Origin of the sequence: Holophaga foetida DSM 6591 (assembly GCF_000242615.2) — a bacterium.
Lineage (GTDB): Bacteria > Acidobacteriota > Holophagae > Holophagales > Holophagaceae > Holophaga > Holophaga foetida.
In genome coordinates this window covers 502,261-517,875 of sequence record NZ_KI912269.1, presented here as the reverse complement: position 1 = coordinate 517,875, position 15,615 = coordinate 502,261, and the positions used below count along the sequence as shown (strand labels likewise).

General features: G+C 65.2%; 9 protein-coding genes and 1 pseudogene. 4 read left to right on the top strand and 6 right to left on the bottom strand.

Translation table 11 applies throughout. From position 1 onward, the window contains the following. Positions 1 to 379: 379 nt before the first annotated feature. Complete coding sequence (locus tag HOLFODRAFT_RS0217710) at positions 380 to 1,480, top strand: uroporphyrinogen decarboxylase family protein (RefSeq protein WP_005035082.1); 1,101 nt, start codon at positions 380 to 382, stop codon at positions 1,478 to 1,480. 82 nt (positions 1,481 to 1,562) lie between these two features. Here HOLFODRAFT_RS0217710 and HOLFODRAFT_RS23625 read toward each other — a convergent pair whose 3' ends face one another. Continuing rightward, positions 1,563 to 2,342 (bottom strand): IclR family transcriptional regulator, encoded by a 780-nt coding sequence (locus tag HOLFODRAFT_RS23625; protein WP_005035085.1) that lies wholly within the window; start codon positions 2,340 to 2,342, stop codon positions 1,563 to 1,565. Between the two features lie 268 nt (positions 2,343 to 2,610). Between HOLFODRAFT_RS23625 and HOLFODRAFT_RS25615 the strand changes: the two genes are divergently transcribed. Then, positions 2,611 to 2,736 carry a hypothetical protein gene (locus HOLFODRAFT_RS25615; RefSeq protein WP_280113212.1) on the top strand — a complete coding sequence of 42 codons (126 nt, stop codon included), beginning with the start codon at positions 2,611 to 2,613 and terminating at the stop codon, positions 2,734 to 2,736. Positions 2,737 to 2,933: 197 nt separating this feature from the next. Here HOLFODRAFT_RS25615 and HOLFODRAFT_RS0217695 read toward each other — a convergent pair whose 3' ends face one another. From HOLFODRAFT_RS0217695 to mfd, 5 genes and pseudogenes are all read right to left on the bottom strand, one after another. Beyond that, positions 2,934 to 3,647 (bottom strand): hypothetical protein, encoded by a 714-nt coding sequence (locus tag HOLFODRAFT_RS0217695; RefSeq protein WP_005035087.1) that lies wholly within the window; start codon positions 3,645 to 3,647, stop codon positions 2,934 to 2,936. A gap of 176 nt (positions 3,648 to 3,823) precedes the next feature. After that, positions 3,824 to 6,103 carry a tetratricopeptide repeat protein gene (locus tag HOLFODRAFT_RS0217690; RefSeq protein ID WP_005035089.1) on the bottom strand — a complete coding sequence of 760 codons (2,280 nt, stop codon included), beginning with the start codon at positions 6,101 to 6,103 and terminating at the stop codon, positions 3,824 to 3,826. 53 nt (positions 6,104 to 6,156) lie between these two features. Beyond that, positions 6,157 to 7,961 (bottom strand): annotated as a pseudogene (locus HOLFODRAFT_RS0217685) (ATP-binding protein); the annotation flags it as partial. A gap of 263 nt (positions 7,962 to 8,224) precedes the next feature. Continuing rightward, positions 8,225 to 8,839, bottom strand: coding sequence for a LysE family translocator (locus HOLFODRAFT_RS0217680; protein ID WP_005035092.1), 615 nt, complete (start codon positions 8,837 to 8,839; stop codon positions 8,225 to 8,227). 98 nt (positions 8,840 to 8,937) lie between these two features. After that, positions 8,938 to 12,336, bottom strand: coding sequence for a transcription-repair coupling factor (gene mfd, locus HOLFODRAFT_RS22185; protein WP_005035094.1), 3,399 nt, complete (start codon positions 12,334 to 12,336; stop codon positions 8,938 to 8,940). Positions 12,337 to 12,543: 207 nt separating this feature from the next. Between mfd and HOLFODRAFT_RS0217670 the strand changes: the two genes are divergently transcribed. Further along, the gene (locus tag HOLFODRAFT_RS0217670) at positions 12,544 to 14,184 is read left to right on the top strand and encodes a DUF4139 domain-containing protein (RefSeq protein WP_026939448.1); all 1,641 of its coding nucleotides are present in this window, start codon (positions 12,544 to 12,546) and stop codon (positions 14,182 to 14,184) included. A 39-nt stretch (positions 14,185 to 14,223) separates the two neighbouring features. Continuing rightward, the gene (locus HOLFODRAFT_RS24945; protein ID WP_005035099.1) at positions 14,224 to 15,570 is read left to right on the top strand and encodes a tetratricopeptide repeat protein; all 1,347 of its coding nucleotides are present in this window, start codon (positions 14,224 to 14,226) and stop codon (positions 15,568 to 15,570) included. Positions 15,571 to 15,615 lie beyond the last annotated feature (45 nt).

Here is a 15,615-nt window from a genome sequence, read left to right as displayed (position 1 = left end):
GCGGATGGCGAGGGCATGCAGGGGGGCTGCTGTCAAAAGTGTCCGCAATGCGGACATAAAAGATCCGGTATGCGGACAAAAGTCCTTGCGCGGCGGGATGCCTTGTTCTAGATTCGGTGCAAGCAGTCCATCTGGCAGTACACATGTCCACCCTGTTAAGCGGGGGTACGCCCCTGAGGTCCCGAAGCGGCCCTACGATCGGAGGCTATATGGCAAATGGCAGTTAACTATTTGTCCGTTCTGAATATATGAACTAGATTCACTCCGTTTACTGCTCTCCACCTGCGGTCTCAAGGCTGGCTTCCATGCTTTGAACCGTCGTATTTCAACTTCTTCAGGGGACGGGATTGAGCCCCTGGCCATTTTTCAAGGTGCATAGATGAAGACGAATGCCGAACTGTTGACCGAACGAAAAGAGCGCATCCGCAAGGCTGTCGCCCTCGAGAAGCCGGATCGCACCCCGCTGGTGTACATGGCCGATAGCTTCTGCGCTAGGCACATGGGGGTGCCCATGGCCGACTTCTGCAGCAGCCTCAAGGCTTCCAGCAAGGTGATGCTGGATTCCACCAAGGCCCTGGGCGAGGTGGATGGTCTCGACTTCGCCTTTGTTCCAGCCCCCTTCTTCCCTTTGGGTTTTCTCACCCACATCAAAATGCCCGGCAAGGAGCTTCCGCCCGATAGCCTCTGGCAGCTGGATGAGCGGGAACTGATGACCGTGGAAGACTACGACACGATTCTCAACAAAGGGTGGCGGCCCTTTGAAGCGGATTTCCTGAGCAAGCGCCTGGGAATCGATCTGCCCGCGATCATGGAGGAGGTCATGGGCATCCCGGAAATGGTCAAGAACTTCGAGGAGGCTGGCTATGTTGTCTATTCACCTCTGGTCATCAACCTGGTCAACGAGAAGCTCAGCGGAGGACGGTCCATGCCGCGCTTCATCGGTGATCTCCGGAGGTGCCCCGACAAGGTCACGGCCGTGCTCGACCTGATACAGGAGGATGTGCTCCAGGAGGTACGCCAACAGATCAAGGCCACCAACTCCACCTACGTCTTCATCTCTCCTGCCCGGGGCGCCAGCGAGTTCTTCTCGCCCAAGCTCTGGGAAAGGTTCGTGTGGAAGTACCTCAAGCAGATCGCGGACATGATCATCGAGGAAGGCGCCGTGGTGAACTTCCACATCGACTCCAATTGGGAGCGTGATCTGGATTTCTTCAAGAGCTTCCCCAAGGGGCGCTGCGTGTTCGAGACCGATGGCGCCACGGATATCTATAAGGTCAAGGAGGCCATCGGGGATCAGATGTGCATCAAGGGGGATGTGCCCGCAGGGCTTTTGGCCCTGGGAACCCCCGACGAGGTGCACAGCTACTGCACCCGGCTGATCAAGGACATGGGGCCTGGCTTCATCCTGTCCGCCGGTTGCACCATTCCCGCCAACGCCAGGATCGAGAATGTGAAGGCCATGATCGCGGCTGTGAACTAGGCCTTTCCGCTGACGTCGATGGATTCCCATGGCTGGGCCTGAATGCCTGCAATCGCAGGACCAGTGGCACCTGCGGGTGATCCTATCTCGTCCAGCGTAACGCTTGTATCCCATGCAGGAGAAACTGGACCAAGTGCTCGCCGATCACCTGATAGCGCTCGGTGTGCAGGATGATGCTGATGGCGCCAAGCTCTCCGCCTGGGCCCTTCAGCGGTATTGCGATGCCGGTGATGCCGGTTTGGTACTCTTCCCGATCGAGCGCAACGCCCGTGGTCCTGATGGTTTCAATTTCAATGAGCAGCTTTTCCCAATCGGTGATGGTGTTCTTCGTCAGATGGACAAGTTTCATCTGAAGACGCAGGTCTTCAAGTTCCTTTTCTGACATGGTGGCCATAAGTGCCTTGCCACAGGCCGTTGCATAGAGGGGAAGTGATGATCCCATCGTTGCGACCGAGTGGAGAGGATTGACACCGGGAATCAGGTCCACAACAACGGCCATTCCATGGGTCGTAACACACAGATAGACGCTTTCGTCCGTCATGCTTGCGAGGTGCATGAGCATTGGCCGAGCAATTTTCCCGATATCGAAGGGGTAGATGTTTGCTGCGAAAAAGGCCAAGGTCGGACCTAGCCGGTACCTGCTGGTCGAAGGCGCTGTGATGACGATATTCTGCTCTTCCAGCGTGTCCATGATTCGTCGAACGGTGGACCGGGGCAGCTTAACGTAGTGGCCGATTTCGCGCAGAGACAAACCGTCGGGATGGTTGGCTATGGACATAAGTATGTCATAGGAGCGGAAAAGGACTTGGATCTTATCTCCACTCTTCCGGCCTGGATCGGGGACTTCTGCCTTCATTTCCATGGTCTGCTCAATTGCCTCTCAATGCTAATCGTACAATGCTTTTGCGATTCGACGTAAGGACTGGTGCAGCCTGGTTCTGGGGGGTGCAGGAGGGGGCCTCGGGGTTAAGACTTTTGTAGTCACCCGGCGGCGCCTCCGCCATGGAATTCGGAATGGTGGGAAAAGCAGAACCGGCCGCGGATAAATTTGGATAAACGCAAATAAAGAAGTGGTCTACAGACTTTTTTCTCTGCCTATTGACCGCTGCATGATACAGGCGTACTATTGAGTGGTACCGATCTGGTGCGATTGGGAAACGGAGGCCGACATGATCCACCTTCTGATGAGCATCCTCAAGCTGATGGTCAAGAAGTCCTTCTGCCGCATTGAGGTAATGGTGAACGGCGCGGCCTAGGGTGCTCGCGGTTCGGTCCGCTGGGTGCACGGAAAAAAACCGTCCTTGCCCCGCAAGGGGCGCGGACGGTTTCCTGTCCTGGTTGTTCCGGACCTGAGGTCCTCAGGGTCGCGGATCCAGTGTGTGGGGCAGACTGAGCAGGGGCGTTTCAGGATCTGTGGATTGGGCTTCGCTTCGCCGACAATCGTGAGCCTTGGTTAGTGTTTTCCGTGCTCCCCGTCCCAACGGCCGCTCCAGCGGTCCTTGCCATCGCCCCATTCGCCTCGGCCCCAGCCGCGGAACTTGGAGCCATCGACCATGCTTCCCTCCCGATATTCAAACATCTCTTCCCTGCCGTGGGGGCCGCGGGCGTAGATGCGCAGGGTCTTCACCTTGCCCTGATCGGGATCCACTCCGAAGGTCTCATTGCTGGCCCGGAACATCCGGTCCCGCTTGGCCCCTTCGCGCAGGCGCTGGGTGACGTCTACATGGTGGTGCCTGGTTCCGTACTGCGCGCTCAGGATGAGGAACTCGCCTTCATCTCCGCCCCAGCGCCCACTCCAGCGATCCTTGCCGCTGCCCCAGTCGCCTCGGCCCCAGCCGCGGAACTTGGATCCATCGACCATGCTCCCCTCGCGGTATTCAAACACCTCTTCCCGGCCATGGGGGCCTCGGGCGTAGATGCGCAGGGTCTTTACCTTGCCCTCGGCGGGGTCCACCCCGAAGGTTGCGTTGCTGGCCCGGAACATCCGGTCCCGCTTGGCGCCTTCCCGCAGGCGTTGGGTGACGTCCACGTGATGGCGCTCGGTGCCGTACTGGGCACTGATGATCACGAATTCGCCGGCATCGTGTTCAGGGCGCTGGGCGGATGCGGTTCCCGGCAGGAACAGCAGGAGGGCCAGCATCAGGATTGTAGTGAGTCGGGTGGGCAAGGGACCTCCTGTGCGAGTGGAGCCTGATTCTTGGGAAGGGTCTTGAGTCTACCCCACTCTACCTGGAACCGCCCACCCGGTTCCGCCTGCCTGCCCAGGACTGGCGGGATTGCTGCGCTCTAGTCGAAGCTCGGCGACGAGCCGCGAGTAGGAAGCGGGGGGTGGAGTCAGGGGGTTCACAGCCCGTATCGTTCCTCCACTGCCAGGTGGTGGGCCAAGTCCTGGTCGACCCGCTCCGCCAGGCCGCGCCAGCACATGGGGTGCTCCCAGCCCTGGGTGAGCTCCCCCAGGGTCCGGTGGAGCTCGGCGGGGGGGACGGTTTTCGGCGTGGCGACCAGCACCAGGATGCCCGGCAGGCCCTCCTCCCGGCCCGAGGGGTCCTGAACCCGGTAGTCAGTGCCGCTGACCACCCAACAGGCCCACTGTTTGTCCCAAAGGCCATCCCGCAGGACCCCGTAGGGTTCATCTCCGGGGTCCACCCCATCCAGGAGCCAGCTGCTGTCAAAGGCGCCTTCCTCAAGTTGATGGACGTGCCGATAGGTGAAGGTGAAGGTGCGCCGCTCCTCCTCGTCCTCGGGCGCCTGTTCCAGGGGACGGGCATCAAACACGATCCAGTCCTGGGCATGCTGGGGGGCCGAGGGGGCTGAGGGCTCAAGGATCCGGGCCGTGACCGGGCCTGTGCGCTGGGCAGCATAGCGGCGCTCCACGCCTTCTTCCTTGAAAGCGATATAAACCCGCTCCCAGGCTTCTTCGACAACTCCGCTCTCGCCCGTGAGCTCCATCTCAAGCTTCGTTGCGGTCTCCCGGACGGTATCCCAGGCTTCCGCCGCCGTAGCTGCGGTGAGGATCTCCCAGCATAGTCCGCGATCCAGCTCCTCCCGGCGCTCCATCTGGCTTTGGCGAAGGGTGAGAGCTTTGGGGAAGTCGCCCGCTTCCATGGCGGCCCGGGCCCAGATATCCCGGGCGTCATCGTCCTCCTCCAGGGCCAGGAGGCGCTCCGCCTCGGCACCGACCTCCTCCCACTTGGCCTGGACGAAGGCCCAGCGAGCCCGGATCCAGCAAGCCGTGGCAGGATCTGCTGGCTCCACCTGAAGGAGGAGGCGCTCGATGCCAGCGGCATTCTGGGCATCCAGGAGGATGTTGAGCAGGCGATAGGCGAGGAAGCGCCATTGGGGATGCTTGTCCAGCTGCTGCCAGAGCAGGGTCTCGGCCTCGTCTCTGTTCTCGCAGGCATGGAAGGCGTCCAGGAGCACCTGGAGCAGGTCGGGGTCCTCGGGGCGGGCGGCGTGGGCGCTCAGGAGCCAGCCCAGCTCCCTCTCCGGATCCCGCTCCTCCAGAGACTGGAGGTGCTCGACGAGGGCCTCCGGTGCCGTGGGCAGGTCCTGGGCAAGGGGCAGGGTTTCCACGGCCTCGGCCAGGGTCTTCACAATCCCAGGGGCGTCCATGGGGTGTCGGAGGTGGGGCAGGCGCCCCTCCATGGCCCTCAAGGCCGCTTCCGCCGTCCGACGGGCGCCGCGGGTGACTGCGGCGTGGCCGTGCTCCCTGGCGACGGTCAGGGCTTTGCGGTGCGCCCCCACCTTGATCAGGTGGTCCAGGGCGATCTGGAGACGGGCTCCGAGCCTCCAGGTGTTGAGGTCGGGCTGGAGCCGGGCCAGGAGGCCAGCCGTCTCGGCCCAGGTGGTGTAATCCCCGGGGGTCAAATCACTCCAGGCGGGGAGGATTTCCCGGGCTTCCTCCACTTCTCCGAGTTCCGCCAGGATACAGGCCATGTCCAGGTGCCGGGCGACCCGGTCGTCCTCGGCCATCCCGTCCTCCAGGGTGTCGATGTGGCGGTAGGCCTTCAGGGCTCCGGCCCGATCCCCTGATCGCCAGAGGGCCTCGGCCTGCTTCCACTGGTAGCGGGACTCGGCGGGTTCGCCCGCCCCCTCCATGGCCTTGGCCTGCTGGGCCAGGAAGGTGATGGCCTCCCGGGCCTGCCCTTGGTCCAGGAGGGCGTCACCGTACTCGCGGGAAAGGCAGTCGAAGCAGGGCCAGGAGGTGTCGATGCGGGCGAGGGTTTCCCGGCAGACCTCCAGGCGTTCCTGGGCCCAGCCTGGGCCGTCCAGGTTGCCATAGCATTTGGCGATGTCCTGGGTCACGCAGATCGATTGGGGGCATTGCCGGGTTTCGGGTCGGTGCGCAAAGTCCAGAAGGGCCGTGGCCTCAGACAGAGCCACCTCTCCCTCTGAGAGGTTGTTCATGCGGTTCTGCATTCCCCAGTGGCGCAGGAAGACCTCCAGCCAGGGGTTCTTGATGGCTCGGGCACCCGCCAGGGCTTCCGGCAGGGCGGCAGCGGCCCGTTCGGGGCGGTTTTCGCTCACATCGTTCGGGATCTGGTCGATGAGATCGGCGAGCCGCTCGTATCCGCTCTCACGCAGGTCATTCTGGAGGCTCTCCACCCAGGTCCACATTTCCATGGTGTTCTCCTGTCTCTCGCGTTCAGGGCTGTCCGGTCCCATTGACCAGTTGGCAGGTCGCCTGGCCGAGCTGGGCCAGGGCCTGCTTGAGGTTCAGCCTCCCCTCATCGCTTCTCGAACTCAGGAGGACCTTCAGGGCCCAGAGCGTCCGGGCGGCCTGTACCGCAGTGTTGGCGCCCTTGCGGCGGGCTTCCAGCACCGCCTGGACGGCCGGGTTGTCCAGGTTCACATAGAGTCGGGTCAAGGTGGTGCCATCGATCCGGGCGGTGAAGGCCCGGGCGAGTTTCAGGGCGGCCACGGAAATGCGTTCGTCGGCCTCATCGGCCTCCAGGCGCTGCTTCAGTTCGGCCTCACGGTCCGGGACGACCACCAGGGGCAGATCCAGCGGAGCAAAGTGGGCGGGGATCAGCAATTCGCCATCCCCCAGCTGGGCGGTCAGCCAGTCCAGGTCCTCCTGGGGCAGTTCGTCTTCGGCGAAGAGCTGGCGGTTGCCGTGCTGGGTCCCCACTTCGATGAGACGCCCGCCCCGCTGGACCACCCACTCCCGGAGGAAGGACATCACCGCGTACCGGTCCCCCCGCGCAACGGGGATCTGGAGCGCGCGGAATAGCATGTCCTCGAAGCCGTCCCCGCCTCCCAGAGCCACATGCAGATTGCCCTGGTTCATCAGGGCCCGCACTGGCAGATCCCCTTGGGAGGTCGGCACCCAGAGGGAGTCCGCCAGCAGGGAGAAAAGGCGGGGATCGCAGAGCGCTGCCCCCAGAAGGGCCTCGTTGTGGCGAGTGAGGACCCGCCGCCAAGCCGCATCATCCTGCTTGGAGAGGGTGGAGAGGCCCTCCACCAGGGCTTCCTTGAGGGCCGATCGGACTGCGTGGTAAACGTCGTCCTTCTGGATGTCCTCGCGGCTGGCGGTGGGGGTCAGACGCTTGGATTCGATGACGCCGCCCACGAACCCTGCCCACGCGGGGATCAGGTCCCGGGCGTCGTCGTCGAGGAGCATGCCCCGCACGAAGATGGAGAGGTTGCGGTTATCGCTGGTGGCGTAGCTGCTGCCGTCCTGGATCCAGAGCAGGCCGATGGCGTCGCTGGCGCCGGTGGGTTCCACGGGAAGGGTGCAGAGGGGGGCGAAGGTGTCCTCGAAGCGTTCCGCAAAGGCCATGCACTTCCGTCGGTACTGGACCGGGTGGTCCACGGGCTCGCCGGGCTCCCGGTGCCAGGGGGGCGTCAGATCATTCAGGGGGGTGGAAGCATCCTCGATGTAGATGGGATCGGGCATGAGGGCGCAGTACTTGCCCAGGATGCGCGCCAGGGCGCCGGGGCCAGCGAGGTGCTGGTAGGTCGCCCTCAGGTGCAGGACAACCTCCGTGCCCACTTCCGGGCGGGCCGCGACCTCCGCCACGTGGTAGTCCTGGCCGTTGCAGGAGCGGTAACACCAGCCTCGATGAGGTTCCTGATACGAGGAGGTGGTGAGGATGACTTCCTCGGCCAGGACGAAGGCAGAGAGGAAGCCCAGCCCGAAGAGCCCGATCAGCTCCTCACTGCCGGAGCGCTCCCGGAGGGTCCGGGTGTAGCCCACACCGATGGTTGCCAGGAATCCGTGGATCTCCCCTTCCGTCAGTCCCGCTCCCTGGTCCGTGATTCGCAGGATCCCCTTTGCCAGATCCCCGGAAATCTGGATACGCCCTCCACCGGTCCAGTCCCGATCCTCCATCCGCCTCCGCACCAGGGAATCATGGGCATTCTGCACCAGCTCCCGGAGGGCCACAGTGGGCGTGGAGTATAGGTGCTGGCCCAGCACCGTCATGAGCCCTCCCAGATCTACCTGGGTTTTGTGAGCAGAGGACATGAGTTTCAGCATGAACCGACAGAGCCCTTCCGTGGTGGCCGAGCCGGAAGGGCTGCGGTAGTTGAATCCATCATGCCACGGGGTGCGGCTGTGTCACCACCCTCCAGGGCGTTTCCGCGGGGTGCCACTCCCGTCGTGGCTGCCTCCCGGGGGAAGGTGCTGGAGATCTGGTTGTGGAACAATATTATTGATTAAAATAAAAGAGTTAGCGTTGGGCGGGGCCGTCGCGGAATCACCAGTGCCGTTCGGGTTGTTCCGCGACGGTTCTCTCCGGTTCAGCGCTCGGTCAGGGCGAGGTCGAGGCCGAGGAGGGCGAAGGTGGCGGCGAATCCGCGCTGGAGCCAGGATTGGACCCGGGGCGAGTCGAGAATGGTCTTGCGGAAGGTGTGTGCAAGGAACCCATAGACCAGGAAGACCGCCAGAGTCATGGCCATAAAGATCGCGCTCAGGCCGAACATCTGGGTCAAGGGCCCCTGCGCGCCGGGGGTGATGAACTGGGGCAGGAAGGCCAGGAAGAAGATGGAGAGCTTGGGGTTGAGGATGTTTATCAGAAAGGCCTTGAGGGCGATCTCCCGGGGTCGAACCTCGGCGAGAGTTTCCCCCAGATTGAAGCCCCCTTTGTCCCGCCACATGCCCCAGGCGAGGTAGAGGAGGTAGGCGGCTCCCGCGTATTTCAGCCCCTGGAAAGCCAGGGCACAGGTGTGGAGAAGGGCAGCCAGGCCCAATGTGCTCGCTGCTAGGTGAGGGATGATCCCCGCCGTGCAGCCCAGCGAGGCCCACACGCTCGCCCGCCGCCCCAGGCGCAGACCCACGGAAATTGTGTACAGGACACCGGTGCCCGGGATCAGGACAACGATGATGGCGGTGAGGAGGAAGTGGGGGGTGAGCATGGGGAACTCCGAGAGGGTAGGGTCAGGTGCCCTTTCACCCGTTGATCCCGATGTATCGAATTGGAATGCTTCGCGAAGCTGGGGCACCAGGTTTCACTTTACGCCCCGGCCAGTTCCCTCAGTATCTCCTGGGCCTCCAGCACCGCCTGGGATGCCGTATGAATGGGCAGCAATATCGTTCCATCGGGTGAGAAGTTCACGCCCTTCCGGCTCGTCACCCAGCCCATGAGCTTGCCGGGATCCAGGGGGGTCTGGGGGCTGAGGCGGATCTTCAGCTTGCCCTTGTCCAGGCTCACTTCGCTGACGGCGATGGCCTGGGCCAGGATCTTGACCCGCAGCAGCTCGAAGAAGAGGGCGCTCTCCTCGTCGTCCTCGGGGATATGGCCGAAGCGGTCCTCCAGTTCCAGGCGGTAGAGCTCCAGGTCCCGCTCGCTACGCAGGCGGCTGGCGCGTTTGTAGGCCACCAGCCGCTCGCTGGCCATATCGACCCAGCGGCGTGAGAGCTGGGCGTGTCCCAGCTCGACCTTGACTTCGAAGGTGCCGGAGGGCTGGCCCTGGAGTTCCTGCAGGGTCTCCTCCAGGAGCTTGAGGTAGAGCTCGAAGCCGATGTCGTGGATCTGGCCGCTCTGCTCGCCCCCCAGGAGATTGCCAGCGCCCCGCAGTTCCAGGTCCATGGCCGCCACCCGGAAGCCCGAGCCCAGTTCGGAGAAGTCCTCCAGGGCCTGGAGGCGCTTCCTGGCATCCTCGGTGATCTCGCCCTTGCCGGGGATCATCAGGTAGGCGTAGGCCGGGACATCGCTGCGGCCCACCCGGCCCCGGAGCTGGTAGAGCTGGCTGAGGCCGAAGGCGTCGGCCCGGTGGACGAGGATGGTGTTGGCGTTGGGCACATCCAGGCCGTTCTCCACGATGGTGGTGGAGACCAGCACATCCAGGCGACCCTCCATGAATCCCACCATCACCTGCTCCAGGGCCTCGTCGCTCAGCTGGGCATGGCCCACCCCCACCCGGGCGTCGGGCACCAGGGTGCGGATCCGCTCGGCGATGCTGACGATGCTCTCCACCCGGTTATGGATGACGTAGACCTGCCCGCCCCGGCGCATCTCGAACTGGATGGCGCTGGCCACCAGTTCGTCGGACCAGGGGGCCACCACGGTCTCGATGGCCAGGCGGTTCTTGGGGGGGGTCTCGATGAGGCTGATCTCCCGCAGCCCCGTGAGGCTCATGTGGAGGGTCCGGGGAATGGGGGTGGCGGACATGGCCAGCACGTCCACATTGGCCCGCATCTTCTTGAGCTTCTCCTTGTGGGCCACGCCGAAGCGCTGCTCCTCGTCGATGACCACCAGACCCAGGTCCGGGAACTTGGTGCGGCCCCCCAGGATCTGGTGGGTGCCGATGAGGATCTCCACCTTGCCGTCGGCGGCGTCCTCAAGAATCTGTTTGGTGTCCTTGGGGTCCACGAAGCGGTTGACCATTTCCACCCGCAGGGGGAACCCGGCGAAGCGCTCCTTGAAGGTTCGGAAGTGTTGGAAACAGAGGACGGTGGTGGGGCAGAGGACCACCACCTGCTTGCCGTCCAGGGCCACCTTGGCGGCGGCCCGCATGGCGACTTCCGTCTTCCCGAATCCCACATCCCCCACCAGGAGGCGGTCCATGGGGCGGTCGGACTCCAGGTCCGCCTTGATGGCGGCGGTGGCTTCGATCTGGTCCGGGGTCGGTTCGTAGGCGAAGGTGGCCTCGAACTCCGCCATCTCCGGGCCGTCTTCGCTGTAGGCGTGTCCCTTCTCCAGCTTCCGCTTGGCGTAGAGCTTGAGCAGTTCTTCGGCCATGTCCCGGATGGCCTTCTTGGCCCGTCGCTTGACCTTGGTCCAGGAGGCGCCCCCCAGTTTGTCCAGGGGGGGCACGGTGCTGCCGTCCGGCGAGACGTAGCGCTGGAGAAGGTCCGCCCGCTCCAGGTTGACGTTCAGGCGTCCGTTGTCGGCGTAGCGGAGTTGCAGAACTTCCTGCTCCATGCCCCCGGCGGTCATGGTGGCGAAGCCCGTGAACTCGCCGATGCCATGGTCCAGGTGCACCACCCGATCCCCGGGTTTGAGATCCCGCAGGTCCGAGAGGAAAGCCGCCATGCGGCTCTTCTGGGCCTTGGGCTGGATGGCCTTGCGGCCGAAGACCTCGCGCTCCGTGAGCACCAGGAGCCGCGGCTCCTTGAGGTAGACGCCGGAGGCCAGGGGCAGATGCACGGCCCGGCAGCCCGTCTGGGTTCCGTGGGAAAGGGGCAGCTCGTACTCCGCCAGGATCTCTCCGAGGCGGTCCCGCATGCCCGAGGTGGAGCCCGCCAGGAAGATCCGGTGCTCAGTGGCCACCAGTTCCCGCAGCCACTCGGCCATCTCGCCGAGGCGGCCCTGGAACTCGCGCACGGGTTGGGCCTGGAGGGGGACGGTGGCTTCGTTCTGCCACTCCGTGAGGTGAAGGGTGACCCGGCTGGGGTCCGTGGGGGCGAAGCGATCCTCGAAGTCGGGGCACACCACCCCGCCCCGGCGCAGGGTGGCCAGACCCTCCTCGATGCGGGCCTTCTCCTTCTCGCGGATGGCTTCGCTCCAGCTGGCTTCGAGTTTCAGGCGCAGGCAGGGGGGCACCCAGTGGGTGAGCTGGCCCTTGGAATGGTCTAGCAGGGGGTAGAAGAGCTCCTCGCCCGGGAAGTGGCCCTGGGAAGCCAGGCGCTCCCGGCGGAAGGCCAGGTCATCCTCGGGTTCCGGGGTCTTGGAGGCCCGGCTCTCCACGGCATTCATGAGTCCTGTGCCGCGGTTGCCCTCGAAGCGGGGGTAGAGGATGAGTTGGGGTGTGGCCTCGCCGGTGCGGCGTTGGGTGTCGGGATCGAAGGGGCTGAGCTTCTCCAGTTCGTCCCCGAAGAACTCCAGGCGCAGGGGGTTCTCCAGGTGATCGGGCCAGAGGTCCACCACCATGCCCCGGGAGCTGAACTCCCCGGGGCTGGAGGCCAGTTCGCTGCGGCGGTAGCCCAGGGCCACCAGGGTCTCCAGGAGCAGATCCCTGGGGACCTCCTCGCCCTGGTGCAGGACCAGCTTCTGCTTCTCGAACCAGGTGGGGTGGGGCAGACGTTCAAGGCCCGCCAGGGGCCCCGTCACCAGAAGCTGGACCCGGCGTTCCAGAAGCCCGATGAGGGTGCCCAGGCGCTCCTTCTGGACCATGCCCGGGGGGCTGGACTCGCCGCCCACGAAGGGGGCCATGCCCGGGAAGAAGGCCACGCCAGCTTCCGGCAGGAGCACTCCCAGATTCTGGGCCAGGGTCTGGGCTTCGGCTTCCGAGGGGGCCTCTACCCATAGGGAGCGGATGCGTCCGTTCTCGCTCACCCATCGGGCGAGGATCAGGGCCAGCCCGGCAGGGGAGGTCCAGCGCAGCCGGGCATCCGCCGCCCCGAGGGCAGCGGCGGGGACGTCCAACAGGCGCAGGAGATCATTCAGAGAGGCGCGGTCACGGCTTTCCATATCCCTCCATTAAACCCCGGATGCCGGGGGCGGGGGGGAAAGGGACTGCGGATCCGGGCAACCTGTCGCGAACGGCCACCGCAGGCCATCCCCATTGGCCCCCGGCACCATTCGCGTTTGTGAAAGCCTTGTGGAACCTCGCCAGGGAGATAGACTGTGTGTCTTCCGGCGAGGTTATCTATGCGTATTGCTTGGTTTTTTCCGGCCATGACCTCCCTGCTGGTCGCCCAGCAGAACATTCCCGTGGGGGCTCCCATCCAGCGGGTCCGCCTCCATCCGGACGAGGCCTGGGTGACCCGGGTGGCCCGGGTGAAGCTGCCGGGGGCCGGAACCCATCGGGTGCTGCTGGAGTCCCTGCCGCCTGGTCTGCGGGTGGAGGACCTCCAGGTTTCTGCCAAGGGACCCGCGGGGATGCGGCTGGGGGATCTCTCCGTGGCCAACGAACCCAGGGTGGTTACAGAGACCCCGGAGTGGAAGAAACTCGAAGCCGATCGCGAAGCCCTGCGGGCCAAGCGGGACGCCATGGAATCCGAGGGGGAGGCTTCCCAGCAGGAACTCACCTTCCTCAAGGGGCTCCAGGCCACCCATGACAAGGAGCTCTCGGCCCGCATGGCCTACAGCGTCCCCAGCGCCGAGGGCATCCTGACCCTCAGCATGGTCATCCAGCGCCGCACCGCCGAACTGCTCACGGGGGAGCGGACCCGAAAAAGGGATCTGGAGAAGCTGGCCCGGGAGGAGGCGCGGCTCGATGCGGAGCTTCGCAAACGGGCCAGCGAGCGCCGCACCGCCCCCAGCCGGGTGCTGGTGGAGCTGACCACGGCCCGGGAGGGGAGTGCCGAAGTGGAGTTGAGCTATCGCACCCGCCAGGCCCGCTGGAAGCCCCTCTACGAGGCACGTCTGGCGGAAGACCGGAAGAAGCTGGACCTTCTCCTTTTTGCGGCCATCACCCAGACCACGGGCGAATCCTGGGAGGGGGTGCGCCTGGAGATCAGCAATGCCCGTCCCAGCCTGAGCCTCAGCGTCCCTGAGTACACCGAGGGGCAGGATGTGGACTGGATGAAGGAGCGACCGAGGCCTCGTCTCCAGACCAAGAGGGGTGGTGCCCTGATGCGTGAGGAAGCCAGGATGAACGTCCAGGTCTATGCGCCCGCTCCAGCACCGATGGAAGCTGAGGACGCAGCGGTCGAGGCCACGGAATCCGGCGCATCCACCATCGAGGAGGCCTCCGGTCTGGCCGCCACCTTCCTGGTGGATGGGTACAAGGACGTACCCTCGGACGGCGAGCCTCATCGTTTCAAAGTCCTGTCCAAGGACCTGGCCCCGGTATTCTCGGTTTTCACGGCCCCCCGTCTGGATCCCACGGCTTTCCTCATGGCCAAGTTCGCGATCCCCGGCCAGATCCCCCTCTTCCCAGGGGCACCCGTGGTGCGCTTTTCGGGCACCCAGCGTCTGGGGGAGGCCCCTCTGGAACTGCCTGCGGCGGGCCAGTCCTTCTCCCTGGGCTTCGGCCCCTACAAGGCCCTGCGGGTGAACTTCCGCAAGGTGGACCACAAGCTGGAGACCGTGGGCGCCTTCACCAAGGAGCGCCAGTGGATCCTCAGGGACCGCATCGAGGTGGCCAACGAGGGGGCTGAGGCCCTGGAGGTGGTGGTGCAGGATCGCATCCTCAAGCCCATCAGCGACGAGGTGAAGATCACCCTGGGCCAGGACTTCACACCAGGCTGGACGGAGCCTGTCCCCGGCGTCCGCGCCTGGACCCTCAAGCTGGGGACCAGGGAGCAGAAGACCCTGGAACTGCCGCTGTCCGTGAGGGCCCCGAAGGATGGGGTCGTGACGGGGATGGAGTAGGGTCGGACCCTGAGGGGCACAGGGGTGTCATGATGAATCATGCTTCATGTCGTCCCCGCCCTCCTCTTCACCCTCTCCGCCCCCCAGCCCACCCTGGCGGAGCTCTTCGCCAGGCCGGACCCGGCGGCCTTCCTGGCGGCGGCCCGGCCGCTGGCGGAAAAGGGGGAGGCCGAGGCCCAGTTCCTCCTGGGCAAGGCTCATCACCAGGGCAAAGGCGTCGAGGAGGACCTGGGAGAGGCGGAACGCTGGTACCGCCTCTCCGCCGCCCAGCACCACCCCAAGGCCCTCAACAACCTGGGCCTCCTGGAGATCGGGCAGGGGGCCTACGGGGCTGCCCGGGAACACCTGCAGGAGGCCCTGGCCTTGGGGCTGAAGCTCCCCACCCTCTTCAATCTCGGTACCGCCTGCACGGAAGGGGGCTGGCGCTCCCCCGCTGAGCTGGAGGAGGGGGCTGAGTTCTTTCTCCGAGCCCGGGCCGAAGGCTACGGGACCGGCGCCCTGGACGAGGCCGTTCGGGCCCTGGTGGTGGCGGCGGTCATGCAGCAGGCCCGGGGAGAGGCGGCCCCTGATCCCCACTACCTGGAACTCCAGGCCCGGATCCTGAAGCTGGGGGAGGAGGCCCGGACCCTGAAGCTGCCCCGGAGCCTCCAGAACGTGGGTGTGATTTTCTACGAGAGCGGCCGCTTTCGTGAAGCCCTTCCCTGGGTCCGGGAGGCTGCCGATCTGGGCCAGCCCATGGCTTTGTACACCCTGGGGCTCATGGCCGAGGGGGGGCATGGGATGGCCAAGGATCCCCAGGCCGCCGAGGCCTGGTTCGAGAAGGCGGCGGTCCTGGGCCAGGAGAGCGCCCAGCATCGGGTCCGGCGCCACTGGGGCGATGCGGTGCGCTTCCAGCAGGACCCCGCCGGGCTGGAGGGGGCTCTGACCCGCATGGAGGCACTGCAGAAGGGGCAGTCTGAAGCTTGGCTGGAAGAACCCATGGAGGAGGCCCGGGACCGTCTGGCGGTGATCCGGGAGCTGGAGGTCAATGCCCGCCGGGAGCGGCCCCTGCCCCCGGGGCCCGTGGTGCTAGACCTGGCCCTCTACGATATGCCCCCGGAGGAGGGGGGCATGCCCCTCTGGAACACTGAGTGGCGGGTCTACCGCGCCAGCCCCCAGATCCCGGCGGATGGGTACCTGGACGATGAGATCATCCTGGCCCAGGGCCGCCTGGACCGGAAGGGGCGCACGGTGGTCAGCAGGGCCACCGCCCGGCGCCTCCGGGCCGCCCTGGACCGGGGCGAGACCCTGGTCTTCCAGTGGCCGGGCCAGCGGCGGCTCCTGGTCCCCATCGCCGGGCCCAAGGGGGAGATCCATCTGGGCTTCGGGCTGGCGGTGAGATACTGACCTGCAACAACGCCTTCTCCATAGGACGGCCCAGGGGCCTCCTGG

Bases quoted from the DNA above. Each gene is read 5' to 3' on its own strand.
- HOLFODRAFT_RS0217670 (WP_026939448.1), top strand. From the start codon at position 12,544: ATGACCTCCCTGCTGGTCGCCCAGCAGAACATTCCCGTGGGGGCTCCC.
- HOLFODRAFT_RS0217690 (WP_005035089.1), bottom strand. From the start codon at position 6,103: ATGGAAATGTGGACCTGGGTGGAGAGCCTCCAGAATGACCTGCGTGAG.
- HOLFODRAFT_RS24945 (WP_005035099.1), top strand. From the start codon at position 14,224: ATGCTTCATGTCGTCCCCGCCCTCCTCTTCACCCTCTCCGCCCCCCAG.
- HOLFODRAFT_RS23625 (WP_005035085.1), bottom strand. From the start codon at position 2,342: ATGGAAATGAAGGCAGAAGTCCCCGATCCAGGCCGGAAGAGTGGAGAT.
- HOLFODRAFT_RS0217710 (WP_005035082.1), top strand. From the start codon at position 380: ATGAAGACGAATGCCGAACTGTTGACCGAACGAAAAGAGCGCATCCGC.
- HOLFODRAFT_RS0217680 (WP_005035092.1), bottom strand. From the start codon at position 8,839: ATGCTCACCCCCCACTTCCTCCTCACCGCCATCATCGTTGTCCTGATC.
- mfd (WP_005035094.1), bottom strand. From the start codon at position 12,336: ATGGAAAGCCGTGACCGCGCCTCTCTGAATGATCTCCTGCGCCTGTTG.